Genomic DNA, 11,182 nt, shown 5'->3' on the forward strand with positions numbered 1-11,182 from the left:
CGTCGTGCCGAAATTGGCGTAGTGATAGGAGATGCGGAAGGGATCGAGCGGCACCATCCACAGGCTCCCGACGATCTGCTTGCGCCGGAAGCCGAGATCCTCGAGTTCGTCGCCCGCCGCCATCGGCAGGCCCGAGCGATGGGCGAAGAAATCGCCGATGGTGGCGTTGCCCGAGACATAGTCGAGATTGAGGCGAAAGCCGTCCCAGACCTTGCGGACCGGGGTATCCCAGTCGAAGCTGTGGTCCTTCGTCATGGCGATCGCGGCCACCATGGCCGAGATCGACTTCGACACCGAGGCGACCTGGAAAATGGTGGTGCTGCTGACCTTAGAAGTGTCGTCCCGGTTGTCGCGAAGGCCATAGCCCTCGTCAAAGATCATTTTGCCGCCATGCACCACCGCCACGGCGAAGCCGGGAACGTCGGATGCTTCCTCGACTTTCTTGACGATGTCCGGCAGCGCGGCCAGCGCCTTCTCGACACCGCCGGGATACAGCTGCACAGCATCCTGCGGCGGCGATGGCCCAAGCTCCGGCACGTAGGACTGCGCGGCTGCCATGGCGGGCAGCATGGTAACAAGGGAAAGTACCCGGAGAGCAGCGACCTTCTTCATTGCATGTCCTCAAACTTGCACCGGCAGATGATCGGACCATACGCGGCAAGATGAAAGATGGTTACAGCTATTTTCTACTGATATGTTTAAGTCCAAAGATCAGACAGAGACGGCGGCTGCGCGCATGTGATTTCGGGACCTGGTGAAGTATCCGCGTTACCCACGCGGGCGGCAATTGGATGGGACTGCGCGGGAGAACGTCAAGTTCCAAGGCCGGGCGGCAAATGGCGTCTAATCAGGAGTTGTTCGCCAACGGGCTGGCGGCCAACCAGAAAGTCATCGAAGCCAGCTATATGGCCCATCGCGAGGCCCTATGGCCTGCTGCATGGAGTCCGAGGGCCGAGGGGCCGGGACGCTTCGTCTTCACCGATCTTGCCTGCGGCACGGGGCCGTTTGCTGTCCGTCCGGTTATTGCCGCGGGACCAGTTAAAGCCGCCGTTCGGCTCACGTGAAGAGTTTCGGGCGCCGGCAGGCGTACGAAAGTCCCCGAGGAAGGAACCCGCGGGCCGCAGACGATGGCTATGGGGATTTCGGATTTCGGCAGACGTCGGCGATGGCGTGACCGCCGTCGGGAAGCGCTGGGGTGAATGCGGACAGACCGCTTCGTTGCGCCCCCGCGCGGTGTTGTCGGCTTGGTCGGCAGCTGGACGCGACCTCTTCAGCATCGAGGATCATCATGGACGTGCGTCGATCCGTTGCCGGAGGCTGAGTGCCTGCAGCTGAAGGCTGAACCATTCCATGCCGGGTCATGGCGTGCTGCTCCCGGTCGACCGGGAGCCGTGTGGTGGTCCGCGCGGTTGCCTCCACCGTTCAAACAGCTCGATGACGATCATGCGGCCGCCGCAGCACGGGCACGGCGGGCGGAAGTCGTCCGGTTCGTCGGGGTCGCCGTCGTCGGGCGGCGCGGCAGGGGCAGTCGAGGATCGCCCTCACTGACCCTCCTGGGTAAGTTGGAAGATACTGGCCGTCCGAGCAGGACCAACGTTAGTTAGCTCACAGTACGTGAAAGAAGCAAAAGAACCCGGTTGCGGCGGAAGAAATTCCCCCTGGTGCTTCCATGCGAGGCAGGTTTTGATCGTGTCGAAAGATTTTTGTTCTCGGCGTTCATCGATGCGGCCATCGATAAATACAAGAGAAATTACATGCGCGGTTGCATTTAGAGATTGAGGATCTGCTTTCGCAGCCGTTGGCACTGCCAAGAGAAGAGCCAGAGCGATGATGAGCTTGGTGCGATTCATGTCGTCCTCCGTTTCATCCGGTGCTGCTGGGGTCGCTTGGAGGCGAAGGCCGAATGGGCTAGACTAGGAAGCGCGCCAGGAAGGTGAAATGTCCCGAACGGCCCCTGAAATTGACCTGAAATCTGCTGAAACGATCACGTTCCGCGGTTTCGTCTTCCTGAGCAAAAGCAAAGAACTCCGAACCGTCGAAGGCAAAGCGGTCAATCTTCGCAGCCAGTCCGCCGAGGTGCTCTCGGTGCTCGCGGCGCGACCGGGCGAAATCGTGTCCAAGGATGCTCTGATGCAGGCGGTTTGGCCCGATACCTTCGTGACCGACGACAGCCTCACTCAATGCATTGCCGATATTCGCCGCGCGTTGGGGGACGACGCGCACGTGATGGTGGAAACCGTCCCAAAGAGAGGCTACCGACTGAACGCCGATCTATCGGACGCGGCGGACCCAAACGCCGCAGCCGGCACGGAACGTGCCAGGACCCGATTCTCGCAGCGCGGCTTCATTCTTGCTGCACTCGCTCTCCTTGCGGCAGCGATCGGCGCATACTACGGCGCGGAAGCCTGGCGAGCCGCTCCCGTTCGTTCGAGCGACATGCCCAGGATTGCGATCCTTCCCTTCGACGACATGAGTGCAGGTGCGGACAAGGGATATCTCAGCGATGCCGTTGCCGAGGGGATCATCACCGAGCTGGCGCGGAGCAAGACTTATGCCGTCATCGCCCGGAACTCGAGCTTCAGGTACCGCGGTAAGCCGATCGACGCCAGACAGATTGGAGATGAACTCGGCGTCGACTACCTGCTCGAAGGCAGCCAGCAGAAGATCGGAGACCGGCTGAAAGTGTCCGCCCAGTTGCTGAATGCGCATGACGGATCACATGTCTGGGCCAACTCCTACAACCGGGAGATTGGCGATCTTTTCGTCGTCCAGGAGGAAATCATCCGCACGCTTGCGGATCGGGTCGGAATAAGGATCGAGCGACCGTTGCCACAGAGCGATGCCGCGCAGGTCAGCGCGCTCCGCTATTACCTGATGGGGAGGGCCAAGATCGGAGAGGATATCTCAGCCGAGGGGAACGAGCTGTTAAGGCAGTTCAGCCTCAAGGCGATCGAAGAGGATCCGAACTCCCAGTTCGGCTATATCGGGCTGGCCTGGTACTATCGCAATGACGCGGTATTCGGGTGGCACGCGCAGGAACACAACCGGAACGAGGCGTTGAAACTCGCTGCCAAATACGCCGACAAGGCCATCCTGCTCGCTCCTGATGACGCAGAAGCGCATGAGGTCCGCGCCAGCATCCACACCGAAGCCGGAGAGGTCGAGCAGGCCCTTGCCCAGTACGATCAGGCGATCGCCTTGAACCCGAGCAACTCGCATATCCTCGTCATGAGTACGAACGTGCTGCTGTATGTTGGCCGCGCCGACGAAGCGATCGATCGGATCGAGCAGGCCAAAGGCATCGATCCCTTCCACCCTGACTGGTTTCACTGGCAGATGGGCTGGGCGCTCTGGGAAAAGAACGATTGTGGGGCGGCGCTGGCTGCGATGCGGAAAATGTCCAGGATCCCGAGCGGCGCACAGCGCATGCTTGCGGGGATCCACGCTTGTCTAGGAAACAAGCGAGAGGCAAAGGAAGCGCTTGCGGTTTTCCTCCAGAACACTCCCAGTGAATCCATCAGTAAAGAACGCAGGGAGTGGGACAAGATTTGGACCGCACCCGGAAGCCTCGACCGCTGGATCAAGCAGATGCGGTTCGCGGGGTTGCCGGAGTGACGGCCGACCGTATGCGGCCCAGCAGAAGTCATGGGCTGCAAACGACCCTTGAAGTGGGCCACGAGCGCTGGTGGCGCTCACGCTCAGGGCGCCGATGCGTACCAAACACCTTCATTTCCTCAGTTTTATGTTGCGACTTGCCAGGCTGGCCGATGGCCAGCCTGATGCGGCCGCGGAGACGATCGCGGTAATGCCCCAGGCCCATCCGCGCTTCACACTCAAAGTCTTTCGTCGCTAGGAACCCTACAGGGAGGCGGAGGTGCTCGATAAGATTGTCACGCTCCTGCGCCGTGCCGGTATTCCGGACTGACCTTGGTCGTCTACTTGCCGCCTTGCCTGAACCAGTGACAGCTGCGTCCGCAATTACTATCCTAGCGACGCATGCCGCTGCGTCCGCTTCGGGAAATCAAAGAACGCGAGCCAGATGACCGACATTAGGCGCAAAGCAGCCATGCCGCCGTCGCGTGTGAGACTCTGCTTCGGGTCACAAGCAGAACAGCAGCCCCCTACGGCTCGTCCCTCTCATCGCGCAAATTAGACACAACGCGGCGGTTCTGCGACCTGCAGGCGGTGTCGGGGCACTCGCGGACGAGCCTGTCCTTGCCGTAGCCCTTGGCCCACATGCGGTTGCGATCTATGCCGCCGGCGGCGAGGTAGTCCATCACCGCATCGGCGCGCTGCTGCGACAGCGCCATTTCACTTGCGCCGGGGTCGTCGGCGAAACCCTGCAGCTTGAGCAGCCAGCGCGGATGCTTTGCTAACCAGGCGATCTGGGTGTCGAGGGTGGCCTTGGCGACAGAATCGAGCGCGGCCGAACCTTGCGTAAAATAGGTGCGGCGGCCGACATTGAGGATAAAATCCTCCTCGCTGCCCGGCTGCACGTTCTGGAAGCCGGCAACCTCGGTGTTGGTGACGTCGGGCGTGGAAGGGGCCAGCGTGTTACTGGTCGAGCAGGATGCGGCCAGCACCAGCAGGCCGGCGGCGAGCAGCCGGCGGGTGTTTTCAATCATGCGGTTCATGAGGCGCCAATCATTCGACAGTGGTGGAAGCGGGCGCCTGGTCGGCGATGTGCGGCAGGACCTGCACCGCGGTGCCGATCGGGCAGCGCTGGTAGAGGTCGATGATGTCTTCCGGGAACATGCGGATGCAGCCGCTGGAAGCGTCGGTGCCGATGCTCCATGGCTCCAGCGTGCCATGCAGGCGGTAGCCGGTGTCGGCGCCGTTGCGGTGCAGATAGAGCGCGCGCGGCCCGAGCGGATTGTTGGACGCGCCGCCTGCGACCATGGGCGGTAGGTCCGGCCTGCGCTTCCGCATTTCGGGGGGCGGGACCCATTGCGGCCACAGCGCGCGGCGGTCGATCGTCGCGCGGCCGTACCATTTGAAGCCGTCCTTGCCGACGCCGACGCCGTAGCGGATGGCGGTCTTGTTTTCCATGATGACATAGAGGAAATGGTGGCGGGTATCGACCACGACGGTGCCGACCGGCTCGCTGCTGAAATACTTGACGATCTGGCGATGCCATCTCTTGTCGATCTTCGCGAAGTTGGTCTTGCGATACACAAAATTGTTGTCGCTGGCGGTACCGGCGAAAAAGGATTTTGCCGCCGCTGCTTGAGCAATGTTGCCGGTTGCACCCACCGCGACCAGCGCCAGGCCGCCGAGCACGACATCCCTGCGTGATAAAACCATCGGCAATATTCCCCCCCATGCCAAAAGCCTGGCGGACCATAGTTGAGAATTACTTCGCCTCAAAGTGGAAAATGCTGCGTTGCTTCAGGCCGCCGTGTCCGGACATTCGGCAATTTGGCGGCGTGTGACCGAATTGTGACAATCTTGCCGAGGACGAACGTCTAGCCTAAACCCCATCCAGGATCTTAACCAAATTGGCGCGATGGTTTCGGACCGGGCGTAGTTGCGACATTTGCCCTATCCGGACGTGTGAGCGATGCTGTGGGCATGATGCATGCTTTTTTTCGTTCGGTTGCTGCGATGATCGTGATGTCCGGCGTGGCAGGTTGCACCAGCATTTCCTACTACGCACAATCCCTGAAGGGTCACCTGGAGATCATGGCGGCGCGGCAGGATGTAGGAAAGCTGATCGACAATCCTTCGACCCCTGGGATATTGCGCGCTCGAATGGCATCGGCGAGCGCCATCCGACAGTTTGCGATAGATGAACTAGCGCTGCCGGACAACAATAGCTACCGCAGCTATGTTGACGTTGGTCGGGACGCGGTGACATGGGCCATCTTCGCAGCGCCGGAATTCTCGCTGACGCCACGAACATGGTGCTTTCCAGTGTTCGGATGCGTTCCGTACCGAGGATACTTCTCCAAAAGGTCTGCGATTGAAACCGCTGTCGAACTTCAGAGACAGGGCCTGGACGTCTATGTGACGGGCATCACTGCATATTCCACACTCGGCTGGTCAAGTGACCCGCTGCTAAGCACCATGCTCAGCCAAGATGAAGCGGGTCTTGCAGGGCTGGTGTTCCATGAGCTGGCCCACCAGCGCGTCTACGTACAGGACGATTCCGGGTTCAACGAGGCGTTCGCTACCGCTGTCGAAACAACCGGTGTAAGAAAATGGCTGCGCGCGAATGGGGATACTGCCGGTTTGCGCCGTTACGAAGCCGACCGGAGGCGCAGAGCTCAATTTCTTGCGCTGGTGTCGCAGACCCGAGACGAGCTAAGGCACGTCTATGACGACAGCGCTACCTCTGAGCAAAAGCGGGCCGCAAAGATAGCCGCGATCGAACGGCTGCGGATGCGCTACCGAGAGATGCGCGACAGTCGCTGGCATGGATACCGGAGGTACGATGTCTGGTTCGATTCTCCGATCAACAACGCGAAGCTCGCCGCGACTTCCGTCTACGGCGATCGGGTGGCGACGTTTCTCCGCTTGTTCGATTTGTGTTCGGGCGACTATCCACGATTCTTCGCGTCGGTTCGATGGATAGGAGCGTTAGACAAATCTGACCGCGCCGAAGCGCTCAAGGCGGCAGATTCATGCGATTGATCCGGTCAAATCCGCAAGCCAGAAGCGGCGAATCGGTCGCTGATGTACTCGGCAGCCGGAGCAGGTGATTGAATTGACCATTTGTCGGCCGATTTCCTAGGTACTTTGACGTCGGCGGGGCCGGAAGCCGCATGCCGGCCTACAGAAGCCAAAAGCGGACTTGCCTGAACTCCCTGCGGGATCTTGGACCACAATGATTGCCGGCGGGCCGTGGCGCCGCAGCGTGCGCCCCTACGAGGCCGAAAACCTCACGCTCACGCCGCGCTGCCGAAAATAAGCCTGCATTAGCTTGCGGCCCGAACGGTTGTTCTGCGCCAGCCTGGTCGGATCGAACACCGCTTGTTCTATCCCCTCTCGCGCCAGCGCTGCTTTGAGCGCCGCGATATGTGCGTCGATGTCGGCATTGTTCACCCGGAGCGATGCATAGATGCTGTCGGTCGCCTCGGCCACGGTCGGCTCGCTCACGGGTGTACTCCTTTGGCTATTCGGGCGGCGGCTTAGCACAGATCAGCGGCTTCGCCGATACCGATAATACGGCTAGATGGGCGGCAACAGTGTCCCTTGGGGTCGGTTGTGAATCATGGGTTCCGCCTGAGTCGGAGATCGCAAGCCATGTCGACACGAACGAGTCAGGAGGATTGGACGCACACGTTCGAGTATCCGGGCTTGCCTGCCGCGACGCGGGCGGGGGATGGCTCCGCCCGGGCGTGGTCTGAGGAAGTTCACCTCAAATTGCTCTTCGAAAACCGCACGCGATCGGGTTTTGCATTCATTCGCGCCAGCATTTCCTGGGCGACAGGGTCGGCCTGGCGCTAGACTGCGGCCCCGGCTGGATGCTGTCCGATGCGATCAAGTTCGCTCGCGCGGTCGAGAAGTACAATTTGATGTGGCTCGAGGACATGCTGACCGGCGACTATGTGCCGTGGGTCAATCCGCAGGCCTATCGGGAGCTGACCACCGCCACCTCGACGCCAATTCATACCGGCGAGCAGATATACCTGCGGCACAATTTCAAGGAGCTGATCGAAACGCAGGCGGTGCGCGTCATCGGCCCCGATCCGGCCGATATTGGCGGCATTGCCGAGCTCAAATGGGTCGCCGAGCACGCCTGTATGCACTCGATCCTGATGGCACCGCACGGCACCGCGAACGGCCTTCTCGGCCTCGGCGCGCTGATCAATGTCTGCGCCACCCTGCCCGCCAACTTCATTGCCTTCGAATACCCGAGCGCCTCCGACCCCTGGTGGGAGGACCTCGTAATCGGCCTGCCGTCGCAGATCGTGAAGGACAGCATGGTGGACTTGCTGGAAGCGCCGGGGCTGGGCCTCGATATCGACGCCGAAGCAGCCAGGAAGTATCTCCGGGAAGAGGATGCAGGCTTCTTCGACTGAACCATGCTTGCGCCACCCTGCACCATGCGGACCGCTTCACGCAAATTGGCATCCAGAATGACCGTTTCGGGGCTGGATGCGGACGGTCCGGTTCTCGAACGACCTAGTCAGAAAACTGCCCTTCCGCTGACGACCCGCGACGAGACCTGGCATAAGCAGCGCCTGCCCATGGTCGAGGATCGCATCCGTGGCCGGCTGGGCGAACTTTCCGATCGCCTGGGCAATGCCGACTGGCTCGATGGTGCGTTCAGCGCCGGTGACCTTCTGATGGTGGCGGTGCTGCGCAGGTTGAACGGATCGGGTATACTAAACGAATATCCGAACCTCTCCGCTTATGTAGCCCGCGGCGAAGTGCGGCCAGCCTTCAAGCGTGCTTTCGATGCTTAATTGGCGGTTTTCACGCCGCATCGACCGGCTGATGACATTCTGGTTACTTGACCCTCTAGCTTTGGTTGCGGTCTACTTTCTCTTCATTGGCCAGATACTGGTGGACGAAGGCGATGGCCATGCTGCCCTCGCCGACCGCCGAGGCAACGCGTTTGACCGGGCTCAGGCGTACGTCGCCGCAGGCGAAGATGCCGGGCGCGCTGGTCTCGAGCAGGTAGGGGTCGCGGCCATGCGACCAGAGCCCGGCCTTCTTCACGTCGTCGCCGGTCAGCACATAACCGCGTGCATCGCGCGCTACGTCGGCCGGCAGCCACTCGGTCTCGGCGTTGGCGCCGATGAACACGAACAGCCCGCCGCATTCGTGCCGGCTCACCTCGTTGCCGGTCTTGTCGAGAATGTCGATCGCCGTCAGGTGCGTCTCGCCGTGCACGGCCTGGACTTCGGAGCGAAGCTGGACCTTTACGTTGGATTTCGCCCTGAGCTGCTCGATCAGATAGTGGGACATGCTGTCGGCAAGCGAGGGGCCGCGCACCAGCAGCGTCACGCTGCGCGCATGGCCGGAAAAATGCATCGCCGCCTGGCCGGCCGAATTGCCGGCGCCGATCAGGTAGACATCCTGCCCATGCGTGCTGCTCGCCTCGCTGCGCGCGGCGCCATAATAAACGCCTTTGCCGATCAACCGGTCGAACCCGTCGATGGCAAGACGGCGCCAGGCGACGCCGGTTGCCAGGATGAGGCTGCGGGCGCGCACGACATCGGTGCCGTCGAGCACCACCTCGTGCGTCGTCGGGTCGATGCCGGCGACCGAACGGGTGACCAGGATTTCGGCGCCGAGCCGCTTTGCCTGCTGCAGCGCGCGGCTGGCAAGCTCGTCGCCGGAAATGCCGCTTGGAAAGCCGAGATAGTTCTCGATGCGCGAGGATGTTCCCGCCTGCCCGCCGGGCGCCTCGCGTTCGACGACGATGGTGCGCAGCCCCTCGGAGGCGCCATAGACCGCAGCCGCAAGACCGGCCGGTCCGCCGCCGATGATCGCGACGTCGTACTCGGCGCCGCGCGGGCGCGTCTGCAGCCCGAGGCGAATGGCAAGATCGCGCACGGCGGGTGCTTCGATAATCTCCCCGTCCGCCAGCCGGGCAACGGGACCATCGAGAGCCGGCCTGCCGAGGGCAGACCAGAAAGCCTCGGCATCCGACGTGTCGGGCAACAGCCAGGTGAACGAAATCTGGTTGCGGGCCAGAAACCGGCGCAGTTCGCCGCACGCCGTGTCCCAGCGATGGCCGACCAATGTGACGCGCGGCCTCTGCGGCTCGGCAGTGACGCTTTGCAGCCCGCCCATCCGCTCGCGGGCAAGCGCGCTGACCTTTTGGGCCACGTCCTTTGAAACCGCGGCGATGGAATAATACTGCTGAACCTCGATGCGCATGACGCGGGAAGATTCGGCGGCGCGATAGCCACCGGGAAAACCCGAGCCAAGCGCAATCGGCACCTCGCCGAAGATCGTTCCCGGCAGACGCCAACCCAGCGTTCGCTCGATGCCGTCGAAGGTCTTTAGGACTTCGATCTTGCCGGCGAGAACCGCAAACAGCGCGGCCTCTCCACCCTCGTGAATCGCGAACTCTCCGGGGCTGAGGTGAAGATCGGCCGCTGTCCGCGCCAGCCGCTCCAGCTCTGCCGCCGGCAAACCCGAAAACAACGGGATCGCTCCCACTTCATCACTTGTCAGCATGGCCCCTCGCGGGAGCCAGTTAGCGTTGTTTTTTTGTCGTGATCAATAAAAAAGCGAGGCGGAGCCGCGTTTTGGCAGAGAGCGCAACCTCCCCGTTGTTGTACCGTTGTTGTGGGGGAGATCGGCAGCCTCGACGCCATGCCACGCATGCTCGTAGCTCGCTCAAGCCGGACGGCACGTGGATGATCGTCGAGCCGTTCGCGCACGATCATCTGGCTGTTAACCCCGTCGGGCGCGCCTATTATGCCGCCTCCGCCTTTGTGTGCACGCCCGCGTCGCTGGCGCAGGATGTCGGGCTCCGGGGCTGGCGCCCAGGCCGGAGAGGCAAGGCTGAGGGAGGTCGTCACCAGCGGTGGCTTCACCGCTTCCGCCGCACCGCGGAGACGCCGTCCAACATGGTGCTGGAGGCCCCCCCGTAGTAGGATGGCTGCCGCAGGAAGATTGCTGCTCAAAAAGGTTGCTGCTCCAATCGATCGGAGGAAGCTATGACCGCCTACAATGTAGTCCGCTTTCGCACAAAGCCAAGCATAGAAAAGGTCTTCGTCGAAGCGCACAAGACTATCGCGCTCAACGCGACAGGCTTTCGCAAGGGCGCCCTGATCAAGACTGGCGAGCCCACATTCTGCTTTGTCGGCGAGTGGCAGGACATGGACAGCCTCGCCGCCGCGCGGCCGTCGATGATCGGTATTCTCGACACGTTCCGCGATATGCTCGAAGACCTCGGCGGCGACCTCGGCCTTACCGACCCGGTCTCGGGGACAGTCGTTGCTGAGGTAAGCTGAGGCAGGCTCGAGTTCGCGAAGGCCGGCCGAACTCCCAGGCGATCAACCAAAAAGGCAGAGCAGGTTTTGGCGGATGTAGCCAAGCGACAGAGGTTCGTGCCGTAATTGGTCGGGCGTCTGACGGGCTGTAGCGGCTGAGCCGGAGGCTTGGATGGCCTCAGCCCGCTGCGTGAGGATTCACCGCGCGCTACGGTTTTTCTCTGCTTCGGATGATCCAAGCGGACAACGGTCCGACGAAGACACTGTCGGCGAGTGCTCGTTCC

The 11,182-nt window shown here is 61.8% G+C and carries 10 protein-coding genes and 4 pseudogenes; 7 read left to right on the forward strand and 7 right to left on the reverse strand.

From position 1 onward, the window contains the following. The 3 genes and pseudogenes from NKI52_RS28095 to NKI52_RS28100 all read right to left on the reverse strand — a co-directional run. A partial coding sequence (locus NKI52_RS28095; RefSeq protein ID WP_352700399.1) for a serine hydrolase domain-containing protein occupies window positions 1–612 on the reverse strand: 612 nt, incomplete at its 3' end. A gap of 746 nt (window positions 613–1,358) precedes the next feature. Continuing rightward, window positions 1,359–1,520, reverse strand: a pseudogene (locus NKI52_RS32800) (IS91 family transposase); the annotation flags it as partial. 21 nt (window positions 1,521–1,541) lie between these two features. Then, window positions 1,542–1,850, reverse strand: coding sequence for a hypothetical protein (locus NKI52_RS28100; protein ID WP_156937426.1), 309 nt, complete (start codon window positions 1,848–1,850; stop codon window positions 1,542–1,544). Between the two features lie 88 nt (window positions 1,851–1,938). Here NKI52_RS28100 and NKI52_RS28105 point away from each other — a divergent pair, with 88 nt between their 5' ends. Continuing rightward, entirely contained in the window at window positions 1,939–3,615 is a 1,677-nt protein-coding gene (locus NKI52_RS28105) for a winged helix-turn-helix domain-containing tetratricopeptide repeat protein (RefSeq protein ID WP_352700400.1), read from the forward strand. Window positions 3,616–3,685: 70 nt separating this feature from the next. Beyond that, window positions 3,686–3,853 (forward strand): hypothetical protein, encoded by a 168-nt coding sequence (locus NKI52_RS28110; protein ID WP_352700401.1) that lies wholly within the window; start codon window positions 3,686–3,688, stop codon window positions 3,851–3,853. Between the two features lie 268 nt (window positions 3,854–4,121). Here NKI52_RS28110 and NKI52_RS28115 read toward each other — a convergent pair whose 3' ends face one another. Together NKI52_RS28115 and NKI52_RS28120 are read right to left on the reverse strand one after the other, a co-directional pair. After that, the gene (locus NKI52_RS28115) at window positions 4,122–4,634 is read right to left on the reverse strand and encodes an OmpA family protein (protein ID WP_023679243.1); all 513 of its coding nucleotides are present in this window, start codon (window positions 4,632–4,634) and stop codon (window positions 4,122–4,124) included. Window positions 4,635–4,644: 10 nt separating this feature from the next. Beyond that, window positions 4,645–5,304 carry a L,D-transpeptidase gene (locus NKI52_RS28120; RefSeq protein WP_352700402.1) on the reverse strand — a complete coding sequence of 220 codons (660 nt, stop codon included), beginning with the start codon at window positions 5,302–5,304 and terminating at the stop codon, window positions 4,645–4,647. Window positions 5,305–5,571: 267 nt separating this feature from the next. Here NKI52_RS28120 and NKI52_RS28125 point away from each other — a divergent pair, with 267 nt between their 5' ends. Further along, the gene (locus tag NKI52_RS28125; protein ID WP_352700403.1) at window positions 5,572–6,633 is read left to right on the forward strand and encodes an aminopeptidase; all 1,062 of its coding nucleotides are present in this window, start codon (window positions 5,572–5,574) and stop codon (window positions 6,631–6,633) included. A 231-nt stretch (window positions 6,634–6,864) separates the two neighbouring features. Here NKI52_RS28125 and NKI52_RS28130 read toward each other — a convergent pair whose 3' ends face one another. Further along, window positions 6,865–7,098, reverse strand: a complete 234-nt coding sequence (locus NKI52_RS28130; protein ID WP_023679240.1) for a hypothetical protein — start codon at window positions 7,096–7,098, stop codon at window positions 6,865–6,867. Between the two features lie 320 nt (window positions 7,099–7,418). Here NKI52_RS28130 and NKI52_RS28135 point away from each other — a divergent pair. Both NKI52_RS28135 and NKI52_RS28140 read left to right on the forward strand, forming a co-directional pair. After that, window positions 7,419–8,024 (forward strand): annotated as a pseudogene (locus tag NKI52_RS28135) (enolase C-terminal domain-like protein); the annotation flags it as partial. 138 nt (window positions 8,025–8,162) lie between these two features. Then, a pseudogene (locus NKI52_RS28140) lies at window positions 8,163–8,411 on the forward strand (glutathione S-transferase family protein); the annotation flags it as partial. Window positions 8,412–8,466: 55 nt separating this feature from the next. Here NKI52_RS28140 and NKI52_RS28145 read toward each other — a convergent pair. After that, on the reverse strand, window positions 8,467–10,137 hold the full coding sequence (locus tag NKI52_RS28145; RefSeq protein WP_352449192.1) for an FAD-dependent oxidoreductase: 1,671 nt from the start codon (window positions 10,135–10,137) through the stop codon (window positions 8,467–8,469). 161 nt (window positions 10,138–10,298) lie between these two features. On the opposite strand from NKI52_RS28145, the pseudogene NKI52_RS28150 reads away from it, so the two are divergent. Both NKI52_RS28150 and NKI52_RS28155 read left to right on the forward strand, forming a co-directional pair. Then, a pseudogene (locus NKI52_RS28150) lies at window positions 10,299–10,556 on the forward strand (SAM-dependent methyltransferase); the annotation flags it as partial. 66 nt (window positions 10,557–10,622) lie between these two features. After that, the gene (locus NKI52_RS28155; RefSeq protein ID WP_352693463.1) at window positions 10,623–10,919 is read left to right on the forward strand and encodes a DUF718 domain-containing protein; all 297 of its coding nucleotides are present in this window, start codon (window positions 10,623–10,625) and stop codon (window positions 10,917–10,919) included. Window positions 10,920–11,182: the final 263 nt, after the last annotated feature.

The organism is Mesorhizobium sp. M0590 (assembly GCF_040320905.1).
Classification (GTDB): Bacteria; Pseudomonadota; Alphaproteobacteria; order Rhizobiales; family Rhizobiaceae; genus Mesorhizobium.